Source organism: Actinomadura sp. 6N118 (assembly GCF_044326415.1).
GTDB lineage: Bacteria > Actinomycetota > Actinomycetes > Streptosporangiales > Streptosporangiaceae > Spirillospora.
On the sequence record NZ_JBIRAZ010000017.1, the window covers coordinates 1 to 25,332 of the forward strand.

General features: G+C 69.7%; 22 protein-coding genes. 11 read left to right on the plus strand and 11 right to left on the minus strand.

Annotated elements, in window-relative coordinates; translation table 11 throughout:
* The 5 genes from ACH34W_RS36320 to ACH34W_RS36340 form a co-directional block, all read right to left on the minus strand.
* On the minus strand, nt 1-949 hold a 949-nt coding region (locus ACH34W_RS36320), incomplete at its 3' end, for a sulfite exporter TauE/SafE family protein (protein ID WP_395965696.1).
* Between the two features lie 95 nt (nt 950-1,044).
* Nucleotides 1,045-2,517, minus strand: coding sequence for an adenylyl-sulfate kinase (cysC, locus tag ACH34W_RS36325; RefSeq protein WP_395965697.1), 1,473 nt, complete (start codon nt 2,515-2,517; stop codon nt 1,045-1,047).
* 141 nt (nt 2,518-2,658) lie between these two features.
* Entirely contained in the window at nt 2,659-3,561 is a 903-nt protein-coding gene (locus tag ACH34W_RS36330; protein WP_395965698.1) for a class I SAM-dependent methyltransferase, read from the minus strand.
* A gap of 152 nt (nt 3,562-3,713) precedes the next feature.
* On the minus strand, nt 3,714-5,270 hold the full coding sequence (locus ACH34W_RS36335; RefSeq protein WP_395965699.1) for an MFS transporter: 1,557 nt from the start codon (nt 5,268-5,270) through the stop codon (nt 3,714-3,716).
* Nucleotides 5,267-5,836, minus strand: coding sequence for a TetR/AcrR family transcriptional regulator (locus tag ACH34W_RS36340; protein ID WP_395965700.1), 570 nt, complete (start codon nt 5,834-5,836; stop codon nt 5,267-5,269). The genes ACH34W_RS36335 and ACH34W_RS36340 overlap by 4 nt, the downstream gene beginning before the upstream one ends.
* Nucleotides 5,837-6,063: 227 nt before the next feature.
* Here ACH34W_RS36340 and mfd point away from each other — a divergent pair, with 227 nt between their 5' ends.
* The 5 genes from mfd to ACH34W_RS36365 all read left to right on the plus strand — a co-directional run bounded on the left by mfd (nt 6,064) and on the right by ACH34W_RS36365 (nt 15,061).
* Entirely contained in the window at nt 6,064-9,639 is a 3,576-nt protein-coding gene (mfd, locus tag ACH34W_RS36345) for a transcription-repair coupling factor (protein WP_395965894.1), read from the plus strand.
* An 85-nt stretch (nt 9,640-9,724) separates the two neighbouring features.
* A complete protein-coding gene (locus ACH34W_RS36350) occupies nt 9,725-10,378 on the plus strand; it encodes a SurA N-terminal domain-containing protein (RefSeq protein ID WP_395965701.1) in 654 nt (217 codons plus the stop codon).
* A 42-nt stretch (nt 10,379-10,420) separates the two neighbouring features.
* The gene (locus tag ACH34W_RS36355) at nt 10,421-11,488 is read left to right on the plus strand and encodes a MazG family protein (protein WP_395965702.1); all 1,068 of its coding nucleotides are present in this window, start codon (nt 10,421-10,423) and stop codon (nt 11,486-11,488) included.
* 154 nt (nt 11,489-11,642) lie between these two features.
* Entirely contained in the window at nt 11,643-13,988 is a 2,346-nt protein-coding gene (locus tag ACH34W_RS36360) for a penicillin-binding protein (RefSeq protein WP_395965703.1), read from the plus strand.
* Nucleotides 13,989-14,104: 116 nt separating this feature from the next.
* Nucleotides 14,105-15,061, plus strand: coding sequence for an NADP-dependent oxidoreductase (locus ACH34W_RS36365; protein WP_395965704.1), 957 nt, complete (start codon nt 14,105-14,107; stop codon nt 15,059-15,061).
* A 20-nt stretch (nt 15,062-15,081) separates the two neighbouring features.
* On the opposite strand, the gene ACH34W_RS36370 is transcribed toward ACH34W_RS36365, so the two are convergent.
* Nucleotides 15,082-15,519, minus strand: a complete 438-nt coding sequence (locus ACH34W_RS36370; protein WP_395965705.1) for a winged helix-turn-helix transcriptional regulator — start codon at nt 15,517-15,519, stop codon at nt 15,082-15,084.
* A gap of 81 nt (nt 15,520-15,600) precedes the next feature.
* Here ACH34W_RS36370 and ACH34W_RS36375 point away from each other — a divergent pair, with 81 nt between their 5' ends.
* Nucleotides 15,601-16,488, plus strand: coding sequence for an NmrA family NAD(P)-binding protein (locus ACH34W_RS36375; protein ID WP_395965706.1), 888 nt, complete (start codon nt 15,601-15,603; stop codon nt 16,486-16,488).
* A 66-nt stretch (nt 16,489-16,554) separates the two neighbouring features.
* A complete protein-coding gene (locus tag ACH34W_RS36380) occupies nt 16,555-16,911 on the plus strand; it encodes a tetratricopeptide repeat protein (RefSeq protein ID WP_395965707.1) in 357 nt (118 codons plus the stop codon).
* 26 nt (nt 16,912-16,937) lie between these two features.
* Here ACH34W_RS36380 and ACH34W_RS36385 read toward each other — a convergent pair whose 3' ends face one another.
* The 5 genes from ACH34W_RS36385 to ACH34W_RS36405 all read right to left on the minus strand — a co-directional run bounded on the left by ACH34W_RS36385 (nt 16,938) and on the right by ACH34W_RS36405 (nt 21,794).
* The gene (locus tag ACH34W_RS36385) at nt 16,938-18,296 is read right to left on the minus strand and encodes a sensor histidine kinase (RefSeq protein ID WP_395965708.1); all 1,359 of its coding nucleotides are present in this window, start codon (nt 18,294-18,296) and stop codon (nt 16,938-16,940) included.
* A gap of 212 nt (nt 18,297-18,508) precedes the next feature.
* Nucleotides 18,509-18,946, minus strand: coding sequence for a hypothetical protein (locus tag ACH34W_RS36390; protein ID WP_395965709.1), 438 nt, complete (start codon nt 18,944-18,946; stop codon nt 18,509-18,511).
* Between the two features lie 133 nt (nt 18,947-19,079).
* The gene (locus ACH34W_RS36395) at nt 19,080-19,955 is read right to left on the minus strand and encodes an ABC transporter permease (RefSeq protein ID WP_395965710.1); all 876 of its coding nucleotides are present in this window, start codon (nt 19,953-19,955) and stop codon (nt 19,080-19,082) included.
* On the minus strand, nt 19,945-20,748 hold the full coding sequence (locus tag ACH34W_RS36400) for an ABC transporter ATP-binding protein (RefSeq protein ID WP_395965711.1): 804 nt from the start codon (nt 20,746-20,748) through the stop codon (nt 19,945-19,947). Before ACH34W_RS36400 ends, ACH34W_RS36395 begins: the two co-directional genes overlap by 11 nt.
* Nucleotides 20,745-21,794: an ABC transporter substrate-binding protein gene (locus tag ACH34W_RS36405; RefSeq protein ID WP_395965712.1), complete on the minus strand. Its 1,050-nt coding sequence runs from the start codon at nt 21,792-21,794 to the stop codon at nt 20,745-20,747. Before ACH34W_RS36405 ends, ACH34W_RS36400 begins: the two co-directional genes overlap by 4 nt.
* A 179-nt stretch (nt 21,795-21,973) precedes the next feature.
* Between ACH34W_RS36405 and eno the strand changes: the two genes are divergently transcribed.
* Genes eno through ACH34W_RS36425 form a run of 4 tightly spaced genes read left to right on the plus strand, consistent with a single transcriptional unit; the run spans nt 21,974 to nt 25,267 of the window.
* Nucleotides 21,974-23,257, plus strand: coding sequence for a phosphopyruvate hydratase (eno, locus tag ACH34W_RS36410; protein WP_395965713.1), 1,284 nt, complete (start codon nt 21,974-21,976; stop codon nt 23,255-23,257).
* Nucleotides 23,258-23,290: 33 nt separating this feature from the next.
* Nucleotides 23,291-23,734: a septum formation initiator family protein gene (locus ACH34W_RS36415; RefSeq protein ID WP_395965714.1), complete on the plus strand. Its 444-nt coding sequence runs from the start codon at nt 23,291-23,293 to the stop codon at nt 23,732-23,734.
* Nucleotides 23,735-23,786: 52 nt separating this feature from the next.
* Entirely contained in the window at nt 23,787-24,329 is a 543-nt protein-coding gene (locus tag ACH34W_RS36420; RefSeq protein ID WP_395965715.1) for a DUF501 domain-containing protein, read from the plus strand.
* Nucleotides 24,326-25,267: an exopolyphosphatase gene (locus ACH34W_RS36425; protein ID WP_395965716.1), complete on the plus strand. Its 942-nt coding sequence runs from the start codon at nt 24,326-24,328 to the stop codon at nt 25,265-25,267. The genes ACH34W_RS36420 and ACH34W_RS36425 overlap by 4 nt, the downstream gene beginning before the upstream one ends.
* Nucleotides 25,268-25,332 lie beyond the last annotated feature (65 nt).

The window sequence follows — 25,332 nt, forward strand, 5'->3', positions numbered from 1 at the left end:
GCTCGGGGGGTGGTTCGGGGGTGCGGGGGAGGGCGGGGAGGCCGTGGTGGCGGCGCACCAGCATCCATGCGGCGGCGGTGCCTGCGACGAGGCCGATGAGGGTCCAGGCGAGGGGGACGGCGCCGAGGCCGAACATCTTCAGTGCGGACGCGACGAGCACGAAGCCCAGTGCCCGGCGGATCAGGCCGCCCGGGGCGCGGGAGGAGATCTTGGAGCCGAGGTAGACGCCCGGGATCGAGCCGACCAGCAGGGCCGCGGTGACCTCCATCCGGAAGTCGCCGAACAGGAGGTGGCCCACGGCGGCGGCGAAGACCAGCGGGACGGCCTGGAGCAGGTCGGTGCCGACGAGCTGGTTGGCCTTGAGGGTGGGGTAGAGCGCCAGCAGCGCGACGATGATGAGGGAGCCGGAGCCGACCGAGGTGATGCCGACCACCAGGCCGCCGATCGCGCCGACGAGCACCGTCGGGAGCGGCCGGATGGTGATGTCCGGTGTCTCGCGGGCGGCCGGTTCGCCGGGCGCGGCGGTGCGGCGGTCCGCGCCGGTACGCCGCGCGGCCCGGTCGACGAGTGCCTGGTAGCCGCGGACGACGAGCCCGGCGGCCGCGATCAGGAGCGCGACGCCCATCGCCTTCTGGATGACGTCCTCGACCGCGGCACCCTCACCGAGGGCCCGCGCGATCAGCACCCCGGAGAACGCGGCGGGCACCGAGCCCACACACAGCCAGGCGACCAGCCGCATGTTGATCGTGCCCTGGCGGTAGTGCACGGCGCTGCCGACCGGCTTCATCACGGCCGCGGCCACCAGGTCGCTGGAGACCGCCGCGAGCGGGCTGACGCCGAAGAACGTCACGAGCATCGGCGTCATCAGCGCGCCGCCGCCCATGCCGGTGAGCCCGACGACGATGGCCACGAGGAACGAGCCGAACGCCATCGTCCAATCGAAGTCCATTGGCATGACCTACCAGGCATATAGGAAAAATAGAGGACCAGGGTAAGGGGTGCGCGAGCCGGGTTTGAACCCCTGGCTTCAGCGAGTGACCTGCGTCACTCGCCTCGGACCCATCCCTCGGCGACCAGGAGGTCGAGGACACGCTGGACGGCTTCGTCGGGGGACAGCGTGGAGGTGTCCAGGGACAGATCGGCGTCGGCCGGCTCCTCGTAGGGATCGGAGATGCCGGTGAATTCGGGGATCTGCCCCGCGCGCGCCTTGGCGTACAACCCCTTGCGGTCGCGGCGCTCGCACTCCTCCAAGGGAGTGGAGACGTGGACGAGGACGAAGTCGCCGACGGCCGAGACCATGCGCCGGACCTCGGCGCGGGTGGCCGCGTACGGGGCGATGGGTGCGCAGATCGCGACGCCGCCGTGCCGGGTGACCTCGGCGGCCACGTAGCCGATGCGGCGGATGTTGAGATCGCGGTCGGACTTGGAGAACGTGAGCCCCGCCGACAGGAGCCGCCGGACGACATCGCCGTCCAGGAGGCTGACCGTGCGGCCACCGCGTTCGACCAGGGCGTCGGCCAGGCCGCGCGCCACCGTCGACTTGCCCGAGCCGGACAGCCCGGTGAAGAACACGGTGAGACCGCGCTCGTGCTTGGGCGGCCGCGCGACGGCCAGCTCGGCGGCCACCGCAGGCGTGGTGAACCAGTCCGGGATCGGCTCGCCGCGGTCGAGCAGCTCGTTCAGCTGGTCCTGGGACAGCTCGGCCTGGACGTGGTCGGGTTCGATGCGGGCCACCGGCCGCCACACCTCGACGTCCGCGTCGTACGCCCAGGGCTCCGGCGTGACCACCGGGACCGCCGTGCCCTCGACATCGGCCTCCGCGAGGAGGTGGGTGGCGCCGTACGCGGCGGCCACGTGCGAGCGCAGAATCGTGTCACGGTCGTCGTCGATGTCGTGCCGCACCAGCGGGACGGGGATGATCTGCGTCCCCTCGGGCAGCTCCTTGCGCACGGCCAGGAGTGCCCGGACGAGGGCCTCGTCATGCTCGCCGCCCAGCAGCGGGAGCAGGAGCACCTGCGCGTTCAGCCGCTCGGCGACCTGCCTGAGCTGGCCGAGCTGCTTGCGGTGGAGCGGATCGCGGGAGGCCACCGCCAGCACCGGCCCGTCCGCCTTCTTGACCTCGTCGGGACGGCGGCGCATGGAGTGGAACGGCCCGTGCGCGGGTGCCCGCAGCGCCTCCAGCGGACCGGCCAGCTTCCAGGCCTGGGTGGTGGGGTCCTGCCATGCCTCGGCGACCTGCAGCACGGCCAGCGGGACGCCCTCCGGATCCTGGAGAACGAGGCGCTCCTCCGCCGTCAGCTCCTTGGGCACCGAGAGCGTGACCGGGACGGGCCAGGGAGTGCCGTCGGCCAGTCGCCCACCCGCGATCACCATGGCTGTGTCGAACGAGCCGAGGAAGCCGGTGAGCGGCCGGTAGACCCCGGCCAGCAGGAGCTCCAGGTCGGCGAGCTCGGCCGGCCCCGGGGTCCAGATGGGCAGGCCGCGCAGTGTGTCGGGAAGGCCGGCTTCGGCAGTCACCGCGGTCTCCGATCCTGCCCGGTGACGACGCCGGGCTGGTGCAGGTCAGTGTCTCCTGAGGATGTCCCCAGGCCTCGCAAAAAATACTGCTGCGTGACCAGTGCTTGCACCCCGGCGAGCCGTGGCCGGAAGCGGCGTGGTTCAGATGACTCTGGCGAACCGGTTTTCCGGCTTGCGGATGACCAGCGTCGTCTCGCTGTGCTCGGCGGTGAGACGGCCCCGGCTGAGCGCCGCCACCAGGCGGCATAGGCGGCCGGCGAGGCCGGTTCCGGCCGCGAGGGCGTTCAGCGAGTCGTGCGAGGTGTACTCCTCGGCGATCACCAGGCCGCGCATCACGCAGTACCACTGCATGCCCTGCCGCGACGCCACCCGCTCGTAGATGCCGCGTGGCGGCACGTCGGTGTGCCCGTTCAGGACGGTGCCGGCGGCTACGGTGCGGGCCACGGCGCCGGCCACGACACCGGGACCGGCCTTCTCGGTCTGGCCCTGCTCGGTCTCCGCCTCCACCACGTCGGCCTTCTCCTTCTTCTCCTCATCCTCTTCGTTCTGTGCCGGATCGGGATGTGCGTGCCGTTCGCGGGCAGGGAGGCGGCTCCAGATGGGGCCGCTCAGCCACCGGGGCAGCTTCCGGTCGAGGAAGCCGAACGCGGTGTTGCGGTCGCGGATGCGGACCAGGAGCAGGCCGCCCGGTTTGAGTGCGGCCACGAACCGGTCGAGCACGAGCTCGGCGTTCGGGACCCGTTCGATGAGGTAGGTCGCATGCACGATGTCGTAGGCGCGGGGCGGCATCGGCACCGTCCGCAGGTCGCCGAGATGCCACGCGTCCAGGTCGGTGCGCCGGCTGGCGTGGGCGCGCAGGGCGGGCGCGTCCAGGTCGACCCCGATGACCTGACGTTCGCGGGCACCGAGGTCCAGGCCATGGCCCCATCCGCAGCCCGCCTCCAGGATGTGGATGCGCTGCAGGGGCTTGTCATGCGCGTACTGGCGGGCGCGTTCGGAGAACAGATCGCCGTCGTTGACCGGCGGCCTACGCAGATCGGTCACAAGTACTCAGCGTAATCGCATGACTGCGCACTGTCCGCTATTTACCGCATTCTTTGGCATGGCGCGTGTCGGACCGGCGGGGCGGTTCGCAGTCGTGGCCCGTCGCAGTCGTGGTCGGTCTCAGTCTTGGCCGGTCGCAGTCGTGGCCTGTCTCAGTTGTGGCCGGAGGACACGTCCAGGTCACGCGGGGTCATGAGCCAGACCACCGTGGCGGTGGCGATCAGCAGGGCGCCGCCCGCGAGGCCTGCCCACTGCAGCGACTCGGTGAAGGCCGCCTGGGCCCGTGCGGCCAGCTCGGCGCCGGCGGCCCCCGCCTCCCGCGCGACGTCCATGGCGCCGCCGAGCGACTCGCGGACGGACCCGGCGGCCGGCCCGGAGACACCTTCGGACGCGAGCTGCTCGGTGGAGAGGTCACTGCGGTAGACGGCGGCGGCCACGCTGCCGAGTACCGCGACGCCGAGGGCGCCGCCGAGTTCGTAGCTGGTCTCCTCGACGGCCGCCGCGCTGCCCGACTTCTCCGGCGGCGCGCCCGCCATGATCACGGCGGACGCGATGGCGAGCGAGCCGAGGCCGACGCCGACCAGGCCCAGCGAGATCGCGACCGCGAGATAGTTCAAGGGCTCCGGCCAAAAGAAGATCACCAGATAGCCGGCACCGGTGACCGCGAGCCCGCCCGCGAGCACCACACGTGCGCCGATCCGGGACGCCAGCGCTGGCGCCAGCGGCGACGCGATCGCCGCGCCGACGGCCTCGGGCAGCAGCCGCAGCCCGGTCTCCAGCGGCGAGTAGCCCTGGACGAGCTGCATCCACTGCGCCATGAGCAGCATGGTCGCCGCCATCGCGATGCTGACGGTGAGCGCGGCCAGCACACCCGCGCTGAACGCCGGCCGCCGGAACAACCGGATCTCCAGGATGGGGTCGGGCCGTCGCAGGCACCGGCGCAGGAACCAGCCGAGCGTCACGACCGCGACCGCCGCCGACACCAGGGCTCCGGTGTCGCCGAAGCCGTCCTTGCCGAAGTGCTTGATCGCGTACACCAGCGTGACCATGCCGACGATGGACAGCGTGGTGCCGAGCGCGTCCCAGCGACCCGGCCGGGGGTTGCGCGACTCCGGCAACAAGATGAGCCCGGCGACGATCGCGACGACCATGACCGGCACGTTCACCAGAAAGGCCGAGTGCCAGGAGAAGGTTTCCAGCAGGACGCCGCCCAGGATCGGGCCGAGCGCGCCGCCGAGCGCGGCCATCGTGGCCCAGACCCCCAGCGCTGTCGCGCGTTCCTTCGGATCAGTGAACAGGTTGCGGATCATCGACAGCGTGGACGGCATGATCATCGCGCCGCCGACGCCGAGCAACGCCCGGAGCGCGATGACCTGGACGGTGCTGTCCACGATCAGGACTCCGGCGGAGGCCAGCCCGAAGATCGCGAAGCCGGTGAGCAACATGCGCTTGCGGCCCCACCGGTCACCCAGATTGGCGACGGTGACGAGCAACCCGGACACCACGAGCGCGTAGACGTCGACCATCCACAGCAGGCCGACCGAGTCGGGCCGCAGGTCGGCCGAGATCTCGGGCAGCGCCACGTTCAGGACGGTCATGTCCATGACGACGAGCAGCAGGCTCGCCGACAGGACCGCCAGTCCCGCCCAGCGCCGCGGATGCGGCGGCGGCACCGCGGCGGCGTCGACGGTGGTCTGAGTGATGGTCATGGGGTGCCTCCGGCTCCGGTGCCGTTCAGGAAGGTCTCGAGGACGAGCTGATCCAGGTCGCGGCGGGCGACGTTGCCGTAGCGGAGGCTGTCGCGGGCCGCGACGAGGAGGCCGTAGACCGTGAAGCCGATCCAGCGGACGGGCAGGTCTGAGCGGAGCACGCCGGCCCGCTGGGCTGCCGCGTAGAAGGCGACCTCGCGCTCTTCGAGCTCGTTGGCGCGGGCGACCAGATCGGGCATCTCGGCTATGAAGTAGTCAGTGAGCGCGAAGCCGTACTGGTCGGCGTCGATGACGAAGAGACGCATCAATGTGCGCAGCGCCGCGATGATCTGCTCTGGGTCGCCGGAGGCGGCCGCCTCGGCCATCCTCGCCTCGTTCTGGGCCGCCTCCCAGCTGTCGAGGGAACGTTCGCCCAATACGTGGATGAGGTCCTCGCGGCTGGCGAAGTGGCGGTGCAGGGTCGCCCGGCTCGTGCCGATCGCCTCGGCGAGCCGGGCCATCGAGGCCGTGGGCTCCTTGTTCAGGTGCTTGATCGCCGCAGCGATGATCTTCTCTGAGTTAGACATCGGCGTTCCAAGTGAGACGATTTTGTCTCATCCTACACGAAGTTGTCTCATTCTGGGTCGCCTGCGCGGGGTCGTCGCCCGCGCGGTGTGTCAGTGCGGGCGCGTAGGCTGGAGAGTGCTACTGGGGATCATTGGATTTCCCGGATTTTCGGGCTGCCCCGCGGTTGTGCGGGGGGTGTCCGCGCGGGCCGGCGTGGCCCGGCGGCGTGAACGAGTAACGGGCGATGATGACGCTTTCTGGACTTGTTGATCTTGCGTGTACCGACCCTGGGCTGAAGCGTGCTCTCTCGCAGGCGCGAGACGACCACGAGATCGTGGCGCCGCCCTCGTTCTGGCCGATCCTGGGTGCAGCCCTGGCCCGGGCCAGCAAGAACGGCGCCCGCAGCGAAGCAAGGGATGCCGTTCTTGCAGCGGGGGGCTCGGGGGGTCGTCCCCCCGAGGGTGGAGACAACCGGGGTGTGGTTCTGGCGGTCACTGCCACCGGGCGGGAGGCCGAAGACCTCGCGGCGGCGTTGACGAGCCTGCTCGACCCCGAGCGGGTCGCGCACTTCCCGGCGTGGGAGACGCTGCCCCACGAGAAGCTGTCGCCGCGTTCGGACACGGTCGGCCAGCGCCTCGCGGTGTTGCGGCGGCTGACGAACCCCACCGTGGACGATGGGTCAGGCGGGCCACTGGATGTGGTGGTGACGCCGATCCGGGCTGTGCTCCAGCCGATCGTGTCGGGGCTCGGCGAACTGGAGCCGGTGCGGTTGCGCGGCGGCGAGGACGCCGAACTGGAGGACGTGGTGCGGCGGCTCGTCGATGCCGGTTACCACCGGGTCGACCTGGTGGAGAAGCGCGGTGAGATCGCCGTGCGCGGCGGCATCCTCGATGTCTTCCCGCCGACCGAGGAGCACCCCCTCCGGGTGGAGTTCTGGGGCGACACGGTCGAGGAGATCCGTTACTTCAAGGCCGCCGACCAGCGTTCGCTCGAGGTCGCCCCGGACGGCCTGTGGGCGCCGCCGTGCCGCGAGCTGCCGCTGACGCCCGAGGTGCGCGAACGCGCCAAGCTGCTCGCCGAGGAGCACCCGGCGCTGGAGGAGGTCCTCGGCCGGATCGCCGACGGCGACACGGTCGAGGGGATGGAGGCGTTCTCGCCCGTCCTCGCCGACCGCATGGAGCTGCTCACCGACCTGCTCCCGAAGGGCTCGACCCTTCTGGTGTGCGAGCCGGAGCGCATCCGCACGCGGTCGGTCGAGCTTGTGCGGACGAGCCAGGAGTTCCTTGAGGCGAGCTGGGTCAACGCGGCCGCCGGGGGAGAGGCGCCGATCGATCTCGGCGCCGCCGCGTTCCGTTCGCTGGAGGAGGTGCGCGAGCACAGCAACGAGCTGGGCTTGCCGCGCTGGTCCATCACGGCGCTCAACCCCGAAGGAGACGCGCTCCAGCTGAGCGTGCACGCCGCCGAGGCATATCGGGGCGACACCGCGCGCGTGATAGGCGACCTCAAGGGCTGGATCTCCGATGGCTGGCGGGTCGCCCTCGTCACGCCCGGCCATGGTCCGGCCGAACGCCTCGTCCAGCTGATGGGCGAGGAAGGACTGGGCGCCAGACTCACCGACCTGCCGCAGCCGCCCGAGCCTTCGCTGGTCAACGTGACCACCGGCCTGCTTGAGCACGGCTTCACGATGGAGTCGGTCAAGCTGGCCGTGCTCACCGAGTCCGACCTGTCCGGGCAGAAGTCGTCCACCAAGGGCTTGCTGCGCATGCCGTCACGGCGGCGGCGCGGCGGCATCGACCCGCTGCAGCTGCGCACCGGTGACTACGTGGTGCACGAGCAGCACGGCGTCGGCCGGTACGTAGAGATGGTCAGCCGCACCGTTCAGGGCGCGACGCGTGAATACCTCATCCTCGAATACGCCAAGAGTGACCGGCTGTTCGTCCCGACCGACCAGCTGGAGGAGCTCACCCGCTACGTCGGCGGCGAGGCGCCCAGTCTCCACCGACTCGGCGGCGCCGAGTGGGCCAAGGCCAAGTCGAAGGCGCGCAAGGCCGTCAAGCAGATCGCCGGGGAGCTGATCCGGCTCTACTCGGCGCGGATGGCCTCACCGGGGCACGCGTTCGGCGCGGACAGCCCGTGGCAGCGTGAGCTGGAGGACGCGTTCCCGTACGTGGAGACGCCCGACCAGCTCGCCGCCATCGAGGAGGTCAAGGAGGACATGGAGAAGCCGATCCCGATGGACCGGCTGATCTGCGGCGACGTCGGCTACGGCAAGACCGAGATCGCGGTGCGCGCCGCGTTCAAGGCGGTGCAGGACGGCAAGCAGGTCGCGGTGCTGGTGCCGACCACGCTGCTGGTGCAGCAGCACATGTCGACGTTCGCCGAACGGTTCGGCGCGTTCCCGGTCACGGTCAAGCCGATCAGCCGGTTCCAGACCGACAAGGAGATCGAGGAGACGTTGCGCGGCGTCGCTGAGGGCAGCGTGGACGTGGTGGTCGGCACCCACCGCATCCTGTCCTCGCAGACTCGCTTCAAGAACCTCGGCCTCGTCGTCATCGACGAGGAGCAGCGTTTCGGCGTCGAGCACAAAGAAGAGCTCAAGCGGCTGCGGACGCAGGTCGACGTGCTCGCCATGTCCGCCACCCCGATCCCGCGCACGCTGGAGATGGGCCTCACCGGCATCCGCGAGATGTCGACCATCCTCACCCCGCCGGAGGAACGGCACCCGATCCTCACGTTCGTCGGCCCGTACGAGGAGAAGCAGATCGCCGCGGCCATCCGCCGGGAGCTGCTGCGCGAGGGCCAGATCTTCTTCGTGCACAACCGGGTGCGGTCGATCAACCGGGTCGCCGCCACGATCCAGCAGCTCGTGCCGGAGGCGCGGGTCGCGGTCGCGCACGGCCAGATGAACGAGCACGAGCTCGAAAAGGTCATGGTCGACTTCTGGGAGAAGAACTTCGACGTCCTCGTCGCGACCACGATCGTGGAGTCCGGGCTCGACGTCCCCAACGCCAACACGCTCATCGTGGACCGTGCCGACATGTACGGCCTCTCGCAGCTGCACCAGCTGCGCGGCCGGGTCGGTCGCGGCCGCGAGCGTGCGTACTCCTACTTCCTCTACCCGCCGGAGTCGCCGCTGACCGAGACGGCGCACGAGCGGCTCGCGACGCTGGCACAGCACACCGAGATCGGCGCCGGCATGTACGTGGCGATGAAGGACCTGGAGATCCGCGGCGCGGGCAACATCCTCGGCGCGGAGCAGTCCGGGCATGTCGCGGGCGTCGGCTTCGACCTCTACGTGCGGATGGTCGGTGAGGCGGTCCGGGATCTCAAGGAGGGCGGCGGCGTCCGGGAGATGCCCGAGACCAAGGTCGAGCTGCCCGTGGACGCGCACCTGCCGCACGAGTACGTGCCGGGCGAACGGTTGCGCCTCGACGCCTACCGGCGGATCGCGGCGATCGTCGCCGACGACGAGATCGGTGCCGTGCACGAGGAGCTCAAGGACCGGTTCGGCCCGCTGCCAGTGCCCGTGCTCAACCTCCTGGAGGTCGCGCGATTCCGGGCCAAGGCGCGCAAGGCCGGGCTCACCGAGATCACGCTGCAGGGCAACTTCGTGAAGTTCGCCCCGGCCGACCTGCCGGACTCCAAGCAGGTACGGCTGCAGCGGCTCTACCCCAAGAGCATCCTCAAGCCCGCCACCAATACGCTGCTTGTGCCCACCCCCAAGACGGCACCGCTCGGTGGACGTCCGCTGCGGGACCAGGAGCTGCTCAAGTGGGCCACAGACCTGGTCGAGGCACTGTTCCTGGAGGCCGCTCGGGTCTGAGCCCCGGCTGTAAGCTGACGAACTCGGAAGTGATCACGAACGACGGGGTCACGGATCGGATGGGACTGCTGTGCTGGGAACAACTGTGAAGGTGGTGCTCGCGGGGGTGCTGCTCACCGGGGCCCTCGCGGGCTGCGGCGACGGGCCGGTCAAGATGGGCGCCGCGGCGGTCGTCGGCGACGACCGCATCAGTACCTCCAAGCTCGACCAGGCGGTGCTCGACTGCCAGCGGCAGTTCAAGAACGACCAGGTGGCCAACCAGGTCCGGGCGGCACTGGAGAGCCAGCGGCAGCAGCAGCCCATGTCGGGCGAACCCGCCGACTGCAGTCCACGGTCCGCGCTCGACACGATGGTCAATTTCGAGGTCGCCGCCGCGGCTGCCAAGACCGCCGGGGTGTCGGTGACGGAGGGCCAGGTCGACCAGATGATCGGCCTGATGGGCCAGCAGGCCCCGGCCGAGTCCATCGTGGTGGCCCTCGGGATGCCGAAGGAGTTCACCCGTGACGTCGCCCGGATGAACGCCGCGCAGAGCCTGATCCTGCAGAAGCTCGGGGCCGACGGCAACCAGCAGAGCCCTGCGACGCTCCAGGCGCGGCAGCAGGCCCTGGCGATGTTCCAGCAGGCCGCGGGCAAGCTCGACATCCGGATCAACCCGCGCTTCGGCTCGTTCGACGAAAGCCGGATGACCGTCACGCCCGTCACCACCCGCCTGTCCGCCACCGAATCGGGTGTGCGCTGACCATGAACCTGACCCTGCGACCATGAGCCTGACACTGTGACGATGAGCCTGACACTGCTGGCCACTACCCACCGGGTCGCGCCCGGGTTGCTCAGCTGGAAAGCGTGGGAGACGCTGCGCTCAGCCGCCCGGGTGCTCGCCCGCGACGACCATCCGCTGCTGCCGTACCTCCATGAGGCGGGCGTCCACGTGGAGCAGGTCGCCGAGCCAGATCCCGCCGGGCTGGTCGCGGCGGCACGTGCCGGCGAGGGTGTCGTATGGGTGGCCGACCCGGACGGCGATGAACGGCTGATGCGCGAGATCGGCCAGCTTGTGCTCAACGACCCGGTCGACATCGAGGTCCTGCACGGTTCGTACGACCTGCCGGGGGCGCGGCTGCTCGACCTGGTCTCGGTCATGGACACGCTGCGCCGTGACTGCCCCTGGGACGCCAAGCAGACCCATGCCTCGCTCGTTCCCTACCTGTTGGAGGAGGCCTACGAGGTCGCCGACACGGTCGAGGACGGTGACCTCGGCGCGCTGCGGGAGGAACTGGGCGATGTGCTGATGCAGGTCGCGTTCCACTCCGTGGTCGCCGCGGAACGCACCGACGAGACGGCTTTCACCATCGACGACGTCGCGGCCGGCATCGTCGACAAGCTCGTCCGGCGGCACCCGCATGTCTTCGGCGACGTGACCGTGTCGGGCGCCGACGAGGTCAACGCCAACTGGGAGCAGATCAAGGCCGCCGAGCGGACGGCCAAGAGCGGCGAGACCGCCTCCGTCTTCGACGGCGTGCCGATGGGTCAGCCCGCGCTGACCCTGGCCGCTCAGCTCCAGCGCCGGGCCGAACGCGCCGAAGCACCCGCTGAGCTGTCCGAACAGATCGCCTCTGGCCGCGCGGCGTCCGGAAGTACGGCGTCTGGAAGTACGGCGTCTGGAAGTACGGCGTCCGGAAGTACGGCGTCTGACCCGGCCGAATCCGGTCAAGCCGACGACATCGGTGCGCGGCTCTTCGGCCTGGTTCGTGAGGCACGCGCGGAAGGCCGTGACCCTGAGGCGGAATTGCGCGCCGTCTCGCGGGTATTCCGCGAGCGTGTCCAGGACTGGGAGCGCGCGCAAAAGGAATGACGGCACGTTCACCGGGCGCCGGAGTTCACACCGGCGCAGGTGGACCACGCGCGGGGCGCTCATCGCACGCGATCTGCTCGACCAATGGCGTGATCTGGCGCGCAAGATCGTAGATGGGGTGGTCTTGCGAGGTACGTCCGTTTACGCTGAGCGCGTGCTGGCTGGGACCGGAGGGCGCGGTGGTCGTGGAGGCGCCGGGCAGAAGGCCCGTGCGATCAGAGGCCTCAGTGGTCTTGCGCTGCTCGCGGGCGTGCTTGTCGCGTTGATGATTCTGCCCACGGCGTGCACGGTCGGCGTCGGGGCGCGCGACACCTCGACGTGGTTCCAGAGCGAGCCGTACGACCTCAACACCTCGGGCGTGCCGCTGCGTTCCAAAATCCTGGCTGCGGACGGCTCGACGATCGCCACGTTCTACTACCAGAACCGCGTCGACGTCCCGCTCAACAAGATTGCGCCGATCGTCCGGCGCGCGGTGCTGGCGATCGAGGACAGCCGGTTCTACGAGCACGGCGCGCTCGACTCCAAGGGCACGTTGCGCGCGCTGGCCAGCAACCTCGGATCTGGCGAGGTGACACAGGGCGGGTCGGGCATCACCCAGCAGTACGTGAAGAACCTGCTGCTCGCACAGGCCGAGTCACGGGAGCAGGCACAGGCGGCCAAGGAGATCAGCGCGGTCCGCAAGGTCCGGGAGCTGCGGTACGCGGTGGCGATGGAGAGGAAGTTCTCCAAGGACGAGATCTTCCGGCGCTACCTCAACATCGCCTACTACGGCGACGGCGCGTACGGCATCGAGGCTGCGGCCCGGCACTACTACAACAAGCCCGCGTCCCGGCTGAACCTGAACGAGGCCGCGACGCTCGCCGGTGTCATCCGTTACCCGTACGCCTACGACCCGACACGCTATCCGGGCCGCGCCAAGGAACGCCGCAACATCGTCCTTCAGCGGATGGCCGACCTCGGCTGGCTCGACCGCCGTACGGCCACTGCCACCGCCGCCCAGGACTTGAAGCTCAACCCGCACGACACGCCCAACGGCTGCGTCACGAGCAAGGCACCGTTCTTCTGCGACTACGTGCAGCGCGAGATACTCACCAACCCCGTGTTCGGCGCGACGCCGAAGGCGCGGGAGCGGCTGCTCAAGCGCGGCGGCCTGACCATCCACACCACGCTGGACTGGCAGACGCAGAAAGCCGCGCAGCGCGCCGTCGACAACCACGTCCCGCGGAAGAACTCCGCGCGCAAGGCCGCCGCCGAGTCGCTCGTCGAGCCCGGCACCGGCGAGATCAAGGGCATGGTCGTCGACCGCAAGCTCGGCTCGGACAAGGTGCGCGGCAAGACATGGATCAATTTCGCCGCCGACGCCAGCCACGGCTCCAGCATCGGCATGCAGGCCGGGTCCACGTTCAAGGCCTTCACGCTGGCCGCCGCACTCGAGGACGACATGCCGTTCGGCACGCGGCTGATGGCGCCGCGCCGCTTCACCCCGACCGGCTACCGCAACTGCAAGGGCCAGCGGATCGGCGACCCGTCGGCCTCGCTGCGCAACAGCGCCGACGGTGAGGGCGGCCGCAGCTTCAGCTTGACGACGGGCACGCAGCACTCGGTCAACACGTTCTTCCTGGCGTTGCAGCGCGAGGTCGGCCTGTGCGAGACGGTCAAGATGGCCGAACGGCTGGGCATGCGGCAGGCCAGCGGCAAGCCGATGGAGCAGTTCGCCTCGTTCACCCTCGGGTTCAACACGGTGTCACCGTTGCGGCTCGCGGCGGCGTACGCGGCGTTCGGCGCCAGGGGCAAGTACTGCTCGCCGATCGCCATCAAGCGCATCACCGACGCGACCGGCAAGCCGGTCAAGGTGCCGGGCGCTGGATGCAAGCAGGTTATGGACAAGGGCGTCGCCGACGCCGTCAACTACGTGATGCGCGGCGTGCTCACCAAGGGCACCGCGCGCGGCATGGGCATCGGCCGCCCCGCCGCCGGCAAGACGGGCACGGTGGACAACTTCTCCGCCGCCTGGTTCGCGGGCTACACCCCGGACCTGGCCTCGGCGGTCTGGGTGGGCGATCCGCGCGGCGGCTACCGGTACCCGATGACCAGCCTGTGCATGGACGGCACCTGCTACGGCGCCGTCTTCGGGGCCACGATCCCGGCGCCCATCTGGCAGGACAGCATGGCCGGTGCTCTGTCGGGCCGGGACGCGACCTCGTTCCACCGGCCGCCCTCGCACTACTTCAGCAAGGGGACGGGCGAGGACAAGGTCAAGATCCCCGACGTCCGCGGCATGAAGCTCAGCGCGGCGATCGCCAGGCTCCGGGCCGCCGGGTTCCGCGTCAGCCTCGGACGGCCGGTGGACTCCGACAAGTACAAGAAGGGCACGGTCGCGGAGATGGAGCCCGGCCCGGGATCGGCCGAGCCCGGCGACACCATCACGCTGCGGCTCAGCAAGGGTGGCAAGAAGAAGCCCTCCGACCGGGACCCGAGACGCCTGGAGCCGCCGGACTGACCCGGCCTGCGGGACTGATCCGGCCTGCGGACTGACCCGCCGTGGGGCTTTGACCTGCCGGTTCGCTGGGTAGATCATTCGGCGGGCAGAGAGCACGCTGATCGGGGGGGATCGCCATGCGAGCCATCGCCGTATCCGAATTCGGCGCCACCCCAGCGCTGATGAGCCTGCCGGTGCCGGTACCAGGCCCGGGCGAGATGCTGGTCAAGATGGTCGCCGCCAGCCTCAACCCGACCGACTGGAAGATCTGCGATGGGATGCTCAAGGACGAGGTCGACCACGCGTTCCCATTGATCATGGGGATGGACGGGGCCGGGGTGGTCGAGGCGGTCGGCGAGGGGAAGGCACCCTTCGGGCCGGGTGACCAGGTCTACGGCCAGTTCTTCCTGCCGCCGCGCGGGCTGGGCAGTTTCGCCGAGTTCGCCATCGCGGCGCCGGGGGCCGCCGTGGCGAAGATGCCCGACAGCATGATCTACAGCCAGGCCGCGGCGGTGCCCACCGCGACGATGACCGCGTTCAACATGGTCGAGACGGCCGGGGTGGACGTGGGCCACACCGTGCTGATCGTGGGCGCGACCGGTGGCGTCGGCCAGTCCGCGGTCCAGCTGGCCGCCGGCCGCGGCGCCAAGGTCATCGCGACCGCGCACAGCGACATGGCGGACGAGATGCGCCGTCTCGGTGCCGCCGAGACCGTCGGCTATGGCAGAGCCGATCGGCCTGGTGACGTCAGCGAGCAGGTGCTCCGTCTGCTCTCCAGCGGCATCGACGAGATCATCGACCTGGTGAGCGACCAGGCGGGTGTGGAACGGCTCGCGGGCCTGCTCCGCCTCGGCGGTACGTACATCAGCTCGGTCTGGGGGGTGCACCCGGACAAGATGGCGGCCCACGCGCTGCGCGGGCTCAACTTCGACAACGAGGCGAGCCCGGCACTGCTGGCGCAGATCGCCGGACTCATCGACGCGGGCAGGCTGCGCGTCAGAGTGCAGGAGGAGGTCTCGATCGAGGACGCACCCGCCACGATCGCCCGCGCCCGCGCCGGCGGTTCCCGCGGCAAGACCGTGATCCGCTTCTGACGAGATGGCCGCGGGATGGGTCAGAGTCTTCCTGGCGTGGCAGGCTCGGCGTCGGGGTGCTCGGTGTCCCAGCGCCTGCGGGCCTCCCCGATGGCGGCCTTGTTCTCACGGGACCAGTCGGACAGGGTGACGATGGTCTCGCCGAGGCTGCGTCCCATCTCCGTGAGGCGGTAGTCCACCTGGGGCGGGACGGTCGGGTAGGCGTTCCGCTCGACGAGGCCGTCCCGGCACAGGCGCTTCGTCGTCAGCGTCAGCATTCGCTGCGAGATCCCCGGAATCGCTCGCTCCAGCTCACGGAACCGCCGCACGCCCTTCGACAACTCCACGAGCACCAGCACGGTCCACCGGTCGCCGATCCGGTCGAGCAGCTCGCGGATACCGCAGTCGTCATCGCCACACGGCCCCAGGGGAGCGGGTGCGTTGACCTGGGCGCTTACGGGCGTGTTCGTGACTGACACGGGAGTGCCTCCTTACGGCCGCGCCGATTTGCGCGGATGCTCGGATCTGTCGTCTTCAGATCAAACTTAAGGAGTGTCCCGATGATTCTTGTCACCGGTGTGTCCGGAGGGCTGGGCGGCCTGATCCTGGAAGGTCTGTCCGCGTTCGACGGCCTGGAGGTGGTCGCGGGCACGCGGGCGGGCGACGGGACGACCGCGCGGCGGATCGATTTCGACGCCCCGGCGACGTTGGCGGAGGGTTTCCAGGGCGTGGACGTGCTGGTGTTCGTCTCGGCCGGGTTCGCCGAGGACGACGTGGTGCTCGCCCGCCACGGCGCCGTCGCCGACGCGGCCGCGGCGGCGGGAGTCCGGCATGTGATCTACACCAGCCTCGCGGGCTCGGGCGACTTCATGAGCATCGCGCTTCCGCACCGCTGGACCGAGGCGCGCCTGGCCAAGGGCCCGTTCGACGTGACCATCCTGCGCAACGGCCTGTACACCGACCTGCCGGTCGGCCTGGCCGTGATGGGCGCAGGTCCGGCAGCCGACTCTGGTGTCTTCGCGGCCCCGCTCGGCAGCGGCCGCGTCCCGGTCGTGGCCAAGGAGGACCTCGCCGACGTGGCCGTACGCATCGCGGCCGAGACCGAGCGAGACCTCGCGGCGGACCACCGGAGCCGGCACGCGGGCAAGACCTACGAGCTCGAAGGCGTCAGCGCGATCGGCGGCGACGACATCGCCGCCATCCTGACCACGGCACTCGGACGTCCCGTCGATTACCAGACCGTCTCCCTCTCCGACACACGTGCCCTGCTGGCGGGCAGCGGCTTGGAGCCCTACCAGATCGGCCACACGCTCTCGCTGTTCTCCAACATCAAGGCGGGCGTCCTCGAAGGCCACGACACCGACCTGACCACCCTCCTGGCGGCCGATCCCCGGCCCGCCCGGGAGGCCATCGCCCAGGCCGTCCAGCCGGTCGCGGCGGCCTCCTGAGCAGGAGGAACAAAAGACTCCTCGGGCTGGTTGTACGGGCGTTCCACATGATCGAGGGGAGGTCGCATGACGACCTACGAGGACTACCAGCGCGCCACGGTGTTCTTCGACGCGAAGGACTACATCTCGGCCGCGCGGATCCTGACCCCGATCGTGGCCGACGACCCGTCCAACCGCGCGGCCGTCGAGCTGCTCGGCCGGGCCTACTTCCACAGCGCCCAGCTGAGCCGTGCCGAGGAGACCTTCCGCCGGCTGGTCGAGCTCGACCCCGGCAACGGCTGGGCGTACGAGGCGCTCGCCCGTTCGCTGGAGCGCCAGTCCCGCCACGACGAGGCCGCCCGCCACCGCAAGCTCGCCCAGGCCATGGGCAGCGACACGTCGATCGAGATCGAGGTCTCCGTCACCGCCGGCAACCTCGCCTGATCTCCAGCTCTCGCGGAGCCCGATCTCTAGCTCTCGGGGAGGCGGAGGAGGAAGCGGACACCATCGGCGTTGTCCTCGCGGTCGGTGATGGTGAGGGTGCCGCCGTGGGCGGCGGCGATGTCGCGGGCGATGGCGAGGCCCAGGCCGGTGCCGCCCGCGTCGCGGTGGACGCCTTCGGCTAGGCGGGAGAAGCGTTGGAAGACGCGGTCGCGGTCGCTGGGGGAGATGCCCGAGCCGTCGTCGATGACCTCGACCTGGGCCCCGTCCGGCACGTTTCGGACGATGACGGTCAGGGTGGTGGCCGCGTGGCGGTCGGCGTTGTCGATGAGGTTGGTGAAGAGGCGGGCGAGCTCGTTGCGGCCGCCCTGGACGATGACGGTGTCGTCGCCCTCGATGGTGACCCGGGTACGGCGGGGGCGGCGGAGGATCTCCTGGTCGGCGAGCTCATGGAGGTCGACGGGCTCGCGTATGAGGCCCTCCTGGGAGTCCAGGCGGGTCACGGCCTGCAGGTCGTCCACGACGTCCTGCAGGCGTTCGGTGCTCTTGAGGATGGCCTGGAGGGTCTCGCGGACGTCGGTCGCCTCCGGGTCGGAGAGCGCGAGCTCCAGTTCCGTGCGCAGGCCGGTGAGGGGGCTGCGCAGCTCGTGTGAGAGATCGGAGACGAACGCGCGCTGCTTGGCGACGGCCCCTTCGAGGCGGTCGAGGGTGGCGTTGACGGACCTGGCGAGGCGGGCGACCTCATCGTCGTGGGATGGCACCGGAACGCGGCGTTTGAGGTCGGATGCAGTGATCTCGTCCAGCTCGTGCCGGATCTCGTTCACCGGCCGGAGCGTGCGGCCCGCCGAGCGCCAGGTGCCGTAGCCGATCAGGCCGGCGATCAGCGGGACACAGAGTGCGAGGACCGTGCCGGCCAAGGGGTCGGGCATCAGGCCGGGCCGCGGAGCCAGGGAGTAGACCACCCGCGGGCTGGGCCCGTGGTCGACCCGGATGGCCACCGTGAGGTAGCAACGGTCGCCACTCGCCTGGCAGGTGACGCCGTCGCGCCGGTAGTCATCCCACCCCGGGGCCGGGAAGTCGACCGCGGGACGGCCCTTCATCGCCGGGGTCGCCGCGAGCACGCGGCGTTGGCCGTCCACGACCTGGACCAGTTCCACGTTGCCCGTGTCGATGGTCTCGGCCAGTCGGTCCACGCGGACGAGGGCGGCCACGCGGCGTCCGGTCCGGGCGAGGCTCCGTTCCAGGTCGTTTGCCTCGTGCTGGTGGATCAGCGCCATCACCGCCGCGTAGAGCGCACCGGCGAGCAGCCCGGAGATGAGCACGGCCGAAACCGTGACCCGGACCCGGACCTCGGGCTCCCTCCGGATCCATCGCCGCAGCGCGTTCATCGCGCTGATTACTTCCCTGAAACGGGCAAATGCCAGCCGTTCAACAGGTCAAGGAACGCTCGTGATCGATCGCCGTGGTGCACAGTGGTACAGCGGTCACCGTGCGGATGTTTCCCCGGGCCAGCCGACACCGTCCGCGGGTACGGGACGGCACCCGGAAAGCCGCCTGGATCAACCGCAGCTGGTCCAGGCGGCTTTCCAGCCGGGAAACGTCAGAGTTTCCAGCAGTGGTAGCCGACGGCAACGATGTGGTTGCCGGTTATGTAGACGTTGCCGCACGTGACCTTCGGCTTGCTACCGCGCTTGGCCCACAGTCCCTCCCAGGTCTTTCCGCGAAAGACCACACCCCGGTTCTTGTAACCGCGGTCCTGAGCGACCAGCCGCTTGTCGGCGACCAGGCTGAGATCCACCCGGATGGACTTCTTCCTCGCGTTGTTGTTGTAGGCGTTCATGAACAGAGTGCGGGTGCGGTAGTTGTATCCGACACAGACCTTGATCTTGGCGCCCGAGTACTTACCGCAGTGCTCCACATAGGAGGCCTTGGCAGCGGACGCCGACGTGTCGGCGTCCGCCGCAGCCGTGGTGCCGAGAACGAGGGCGCCACCGGCAACCAGCGATCCCAGAGTGAGGGGAACGAGCCTGTTGGCCACGGCACTACTCCGATCGATTGGGTCGTATTTTGCGCTCTCGACCCAATCAGGAGCACGTCGTCGGGACGTCTCCGCCGCGTCTCATGAACGTCTCCGGAGCCCGTGGCTGGGGACCGGAAGGCCGCGGGTGAGGTCAGGTGGAGTCCAGGCCCCAGCGGGTACGGATGGCTCGGTCGACCACGCCGAAGAGCTGGTCGATGAGGATGCCGATGAGCAAGATCATGATCATGTAGGAGATCATGGCGGGGGTGTCGTTGAGCTCGCGTGCCTGCGACAGCAGGACACCGAGCGAGGTGGTGTCGCCGATGATGACCAGCAGCTCGCCGGCCATCAGGCTGCGCCACGCGAATGCCCATCCCTGCTTGAGCCCCGCCACGAACGAGGGCAGTGACGCGGGCATGATCAGGTGCCGGTAGAAGTTGATCCCGCGCAGCCCCATGACCTTGCCGGCACGCAGCAGGATCGGCGGCGTGTAGTCGACACCGGCGATCAGCCCGTTGGCGATCGAGGGGGCGGCGCCGAGCACGACGACGAAGAGGATCGCGCTCTCGCTCAGCTGGAACAGCAGGATCGCCAGCGGGAACCAGGCGATCGACGGCATGGTCTGCAGGCCGGTGATCAGCGAGCCGAACGCGCGGCGCGCGATCCGGGACTGCGACACCACCACGCCGACGGCCACGCCGATGGCGATGGACAGGGCGAACCCGATGACGGCGCGCTGCATCGTCAGCGCGACGGCCTCCCAGAACGAGCCGCTGGTGAGCTGGTCGATGAAGTCCGGCGCCATGTCGGTCGGGCCGGGCAGGACGTAGCGGTCCTTCCACCCGCTCAGCACCACCAGTTGCCAGGCGCCCAGGGCGATCGCGACGGCCGTGATCATCGGCCAGAGCGCGGACCAGAACCGGATCAACGGGTTGGGCCGGGTGTCCGCGGTCAGTTCGAGGGCGTCCAGGCCCGCGATCTGCCGGTCCAGCTCAACGGCGCGCTTTTTGCCGACCTCAAGCGCCATGACGGCTCACCTCCTCACGGAGCCGGTCGGTGATGGACGCCGCCAGCGAGGCGACCTCGGTGGAGTCGATGCGTCTGGGACGTTCCATGGGCACCGGGAACTCCTGGACCACCCGGCCGGGCCGGCTGCTGAGCAGCACCACGCGGTCGCCGAGGCGCACGGCCTCACGCACGTTGTGCGTCACGAACAGGATGGTCAGATCGCGCTCGCGCCAGATCCGTTCGATTTCGTCGTGCAGCAGGTCGCGGGTCATCGCGTCGAGCGCGCCGAACGGCTCGTCCATGAGCAGCACGGTGCCCTGGGTGTTGTCTGCCTCGTCCACGGTGAGCGCGAGAGCGCGCGCGAGCGCGACGCGTTGCCGCATGCCGCCGGAGAGCTGATGCGGCCGCTTCTTGGCGAAGTCGCCAAGATGCACCGTGTCGAGCAGTTCGGCGGCGCGGGCACGCCGGTCCTGCCGGGGAACGCCGCGCATCTTGAGCGCCAGCTCGATGTTGGCGGTGACGTTCAGCCACGGGAAGAGCGCGGGTTCCTGGAACATCAGGGCGATCCTCGCGCCCTCGATGTCGATCGTTCCGGCGGTCGGCCGATCGAGGTCGGCGACCAGGTTGAGCAGGGTGCTCTTGCCGCAACCCGACGCGCCCAGCAGGCAGACGAACTCGCCCGGTGCGACGTTCAGCGAGACGTTGTCCAGTGCCAGCAGCGCCGAGGTGCCTGATCCGAATGCTTTGGAGACGCCGTCGAGCCGGACCGCGGCGGCGGTCCGGCTCGGGGCAGCCTTGACGGCCTGTGTCATTTGTCGCTGACCTGTGCCTTTCCGCTTGCCTTGAGGATCTCGTTGAGGGGTCCGAGGTCATAGATCCCGGCGAGTTCGGTCTTCTCCAGCAGGCCGACCTGCTCGGCGTGCTGAGCGCCCTGGACCAGTGAGGGAGCGACGGGGTCGGTCGTGAACAGGATCTCCTTGAACGCCGAGTCCAGGACGTCGTCCTTGAGCGGCTTGCCGCTCAGTTTGCTGAGGGCCGCGTTGACCGTCTTCTTGGCGTCCGCCTGGTTGTCGTTGAGATAGGCGGTGGCCTCGACGACGCCCTGGAGCAGCTTCTTCACCTGGTCGGGGTGTTCACGCGCGAACTCCTGGCGGACGATCAGGTGGGTGATGACGAACTTGCCGCCCGGCCAGAGGGACTTCTCGTCGAGGAGCTTGACACCCTTGCTCTCAAGGATGAGGCGGGAGGCGAACGGCTCGGGCACCCAGGCGCCGTCGATCGTTCCCTGGGCGAAGGTCTGCAGGGTCGTGGAGTTCTCCTGCGGGACGACCTTGACGTCGCCGCTGCCGTCCTTGTTGGCGGTCAGGCCGTTCTTCTTCAGCCAGTACCGGATCGCCACGTCCTGGGTGTTGCCGAGTTGCGGGGTGGCGATCTTTTTGCCCTTGAGGTCCTGCACCGACTTGATGCCGGGCTTGACGACCAGCGCGACACCGCCCGAGGCCGCGCCCGAAATAATCTTGATGGCCTTGCCCTTGGACTTGGACCAGGCGTTGATCGCGGGATTGGGGCCGACGAACGTGGCGTCGACCGCCCCGGAGAAGACCGCCTCGACGGCGGAGGGCCCTGCATTGAACGTCGCGGTCTTGGGTGCGGTGCCCAGGTGCTTGGCGAAGATGCCCTTTTCGACACCCACCAGGGCGGTCGCGTGCGTGACGTTCGGGAAGTAGCCGAGCTTGAGGGGAGCTGACGAGCCCGACTTGCCGGAGCCCGAGTCATCGCCACACGCGCTGAGCGTGCCCGCTCCAGCGAGGACGATCAGGGTTGTGGCGGCGATCCGCCCGCGGAGCTTGCGATGCATTGTCAGTATTCCCTACTTATCAAGTCTGTTTGATAGCTACAGTAGACAAGGTAGGTAATGCTTTCGTCAAGTTGCAGGTCCAGCACGGTTCCGTAACGGCGGCCAGGCTTCGATAGGCTCGGGTCCGGAAGCCGTCCGCGCCCGCGGACCGTCCGCAATGAAGACCAAGGGAGTTGCCCGTGTCGTCGATCGAGGCCGTACTCGCCCGGGAGATCCTTGACTCCCGCGGCAACCCGACCGTCGAGGTCGAGGTGCTGCTCGCCGACGGGACCGAGCAGCGCGCCATGGTGCCCAGCGGCGCGTCCACCGGCCAGTTCGAGGCCGTCGAGCTGCGGGACGGCGGCGAGCGGTACGGCGGCAAGGGCGTGCGCAACGCCGTCCGCGCCGTCAACGAGACCATCGACGAGAAGCTCGTCGGCTACCCGGCGTCCGAGCAGCGGCTGATCGACCAGCTGCTGATCGACCTCGACGGCACGCCCAACAAGGCCACGCTGGGCGCCAACGCGATCCTGGGCGTCAGCCTCGCGGTCGCGCGCGCCGCGGCCGACTCCGCCGGGCTGCCGCTGTTCCGCTACGTGGGCGGCCCCAACGCGCACCTGCTGCCGGTCCCGATGATGAACATCCTGAACGGCGGCGCGCACGCCGACACCAACGTGGACGTCCAGGAGTTCATGATCGCGCCGATCGGCGCGCCGACGTTCTCCGACGCCGTCCGCTGGGGCGCCGAGACCTACCAGGCGCTCAAGTCCGTGCTGAAGAGCCGCGGCCTGGCGACCGGCCTGGGCGATGAGGGCGGCTTCGCCCCCGACCTGGCCAACAACCGCGAGGCGCTCGACCTGATCATCGAGGCGATCGGCAAGGCCGGCTTCGCCCCGGGCCGCGACATCGCGCTGGCGCTGGACGTGGCGGCGACGGAGTTCCACACCGACGGCTCGTACGACTTCGAGGGCACCAAGCGCAGCGCCGAGCAGATGGCCGCCTACTACGGCGAGCTGGTCGACGCCTACCCGCTGGTCTCCATCGAGGATCCCCTCGACGAGGAGGACTGGACGGGCTGGCAGGAGCTCACCACCGCGATCGGCGGCAAGGTCCAGCTCGTCGGCGACGACCTGTTCGTCACCAACCCCGAGCGGCTCCAGCGCGGCATCGACACCGCCACCGCCAACGCGCTGCTCGTCAAGGTCAACCAGATCGGCACGCTGACCGAGACGCTCGACGCCGTGTCGCTGGCGCAGAGCAACGGCTACAAGTGCATGATGAGCCACCGTTCCGGCGAGACCGAGGACACCACGATCGCCGATCTGGCCGTCGCCACCAACTGCGGCCAGATCAAGACCGGTGCCCCGGCGCGCAGCGACCGCGTGGCCAAGTACAACCAGCTCCTGCGCATCGAGGAGCTCCTGGACGACGGCGCCCGCTACGCCGGCGCCGCCGCCTTCCCGCGCTTCACCTGGGAAGGCTGACCCGCTTCTCGCTGGACGGCAGGGGGGCTCGCTTTGGCGAACGACGACGACCGTCAGGCTGCCCGGGGAGGTAAGGACTCCGCCCCGGGCGGCGGTACGCGGAAGAACCCGGCGCTCACCAGCCGTGCCGCGATCCTGGCGATCGTGATGTGCGCGATCGCGCTGAGCCTTGCCTACCCCGTGCGCGAGTACATCGCGCAACGCCAGGAGATCGCCGACCTCGAACACAAGGAGCGGGTGGCGCAGAAGCGCGTGGAAGAACTCGCCCAACGCAAGCAACGACTGGGGGATAAGTCGTACATTGAGCGTGAGGCCAAGCGAAGACTCCACTATTGCAATCCGGGGGAGAAGTGCTTCATCGTTCTTGACGGTGGCGGGGGAGGCGGCCAGCAGGCCCAGCAGGGCGGCCGGTCCAGCAGGCCGCCCTGGTACGAGTCGCTCTGGCGGTCGGTGGAGGCCGCGGACAGACCACGCTGACGCCCTGGAGTGTGGGGAGACACCCCAGGGGCAGTCTCGGGTGGGGACGGAAATGATCAGCAAGTCAGACGAGGCCGCGGTCGCGGCCCAGCTCGGCCGTGAGCCGCGCGGCATCCGCCGGGTGGCCTACCGGTGCCCCTGCGGCCTGCCCGCGGTCATCGAGACCTCGCCGCGGTTGCCCGACGGCACGCCGTTCCCCACGCTCTTCTACTTGACGTGTCCCAAGGCCGCCTCGGCCATCGGCACCCTCGAAGGCAGTGGGGTGATGCGTGAGATGCAGGAACGCCTTGCCCACGATCCATCCCTCAAGGCCAAGTACGCCGAGGCGCACGACGACTACCTGCGGCGCCGTGACGAGGCGACCCGCGAGGACGGCGTCGAGCCGCTTCCGGCGGGCATGCAGAGTGCCGGCGGCATGCCCGAACGTGTCAAGTGCCTGCACGCGCTCGCCGGGCACGAGCTCGCTGTTCCCGGCGTCAACCCGTTCGGCCGGGAGGCCCTGGACGCGCTGCCCGAGTGGTGGCGTTCCGGTCCCTGTGCCTGTGTGGACTCTGCCTGTGTCGACCCCGAGGCCCGCTCCGAGGAGGCCCAGTGACCCGCGTTGCCGCGATCGACTGCGGGACCAACTCCGTCCGCCTCCTGATCGCCGACATCGTCGCGGACGGTGCGGGTGGTTCCGGCGGGGCGCTCACCGACGTCGAACGGCGGATGGAGATCGTCCGGCTCGGGCAGGGCGTCGACAAGACCGGCCGCCTGGCGCCCGAGGCGCTCGACCGGACGTTCACCGCGATGCGCGGGTACGCCGAGCTCGTCGAACGCCACGGGGCCGAGAAGGTGCGCGTCGTGGCGACCAGCGCGACCCGTGACGCCGACAACCGGGCCGACTTCGTCAGCGGCGTCGTCGACATCTTCGGCGTGGTGCCCGAGGTGATCACCGGCGACGAGGAGGCCTCGCTCTCGTTCCTGGGCGCCACCCGGGAGCTGGCCGCGCTGCGCCCGGCCCGCCCCTATCTGGTGGTCGACATCGGCGGCGGTTCCACCGAGTTCGTGCTCGGCGGCGACTCGGTCGAGGCGGCCCGTTCGATGGACATCGGCTGCGTGCGGATGACCGAGCGGCACCTCAAGGACGGCGATCCGCCGTCGCCCGAGCAGATCACCGCCGCGGCCGCCGACATCGACGCGGCGCTCGCCGAGGTCCGCAGGACCGTTCCGGTGGACGAGGCGCGTACTCTCGTCGGGCTGGCGGGCTCGGTCACCACGATCTCCGGGATCGCGCTGGGCCTGCCGGAGTACGACCCGGCACGGATCCACCTGTCCCGCATCACCGCCACCCAGGTGCACGAGGTCACCCGCAACCTGCTGCACGCGACGCGGGCGGAACGCGCCGCGATCGGAGTCATGCACCCGGGCCGCGTGGACGTCATCGGCGCGGGTGCGCTCATCCTGGACCGGATCATGCGCGAGTACGGCTTCGGCGCCGTGGTGGTCAGCGAGCACGACATCCTCGACGGCATCGCCTGGTCGCTGGCCTGATCCGGCACGTCCTGGTCACCGGCCTGATCCGGCACGTCCTGGTCTGTCACCGGCCCGGCGAGCGG

What these genes read in the sequence shown, in the direction of transcription:
- ACH34W_RS36400 (WP_395965711.1), bottom strand. Translation starts at nt 20,748, where the DNA reads ATGACACAGGCCGTCAAGGCTGCCCCGAGCCGGACCGCCGCCGCGGTC.
- ACH34W_RS36405 (WP_395965712.1), bottom strand. Translation starts at nt 21,794, where the DNA reads ATGCATCGCAAGCTCCGCGGGCGGATCGCCGCCACAACCCTGATCGTC.
- ACH34W_RS36335 (WP_395965699.1), bottom strand. Translation starts at nt 5,270, where the DNA reads ATGACCATCACTCAGACCACCGTCGACGCCGCCGCGGTGCCGCCGCCG.
- ACH34W_RS36380 (WP_395965707.1), top strand. Translation starts at nt 16,555, where the DNA reads ATGACGACCTACGAGGACTACCAGCGCGCCACGGTGTTCTTCGACGCG.
- ACH34W_RS36375 (WP_395965706.1), top strand. Translation starts at nt 15,601, where the DNA reads ATGATTCTTGTCACCGGTGTGTCCGGAGGGCTGGGCGGCCTGATCCTG.
- ACH34W_RS36355 (WP_395965702.1), top strand. Translation starts at nt 10,421, where the DNA reads ATGAGCCTGACACTGCTGGCCACTACCCACCGGGTCGCGCCCGGGTTG.
- ACH34W_RS36365 (WP_395965704.1), top strand. Translation starts at nt 14,105, where the DNA reads ATGCGAGCCATCGCCGTATCCGAATTCGGCGCCACCCCAGCGCTGATG.
- ACH34W_RS36340 (WP_395965700.1), bottom strand. Translation starts at nt 5,836, where the DNA reads ATGTCTAACTCAGAGAAGATCATCGCTGCGGCGATCAAGCACCTGAAC.
- ACH34W_RS36420 (WP_395965715.1), top strand. Translation starts at nt 23,787, where the DNA reads ATGATCAGCAAGTCAGACGAGGCCGCGGTCGCGGCCCAGCTCGGCCGT.
- ACH34W_RS36395 (WP_395965710.1), bottom strand. Translation starts at nt 19,955, where the DNA reads ATGGCGCTTGAGGTCGGCAAAAAGCGCGCCGTTGAGCTGGACCGGCAG.
- ACH34W_RS36385 (WP_395965708.1), bottom strand. Translation starts at nt 18,296, where the DNA reads ATGAACGCGCTGCGGCGATGGATCCGGAGGGAGCCCGAGGTCCGGGTC.
- mfd (WP_395965894.1), top strand. Translation starts at nt 6,064, where the DNA reads ATGACGCTTTCTGGACTTGTTGATCTTGCGTGTACCGACCCTGGGCTG.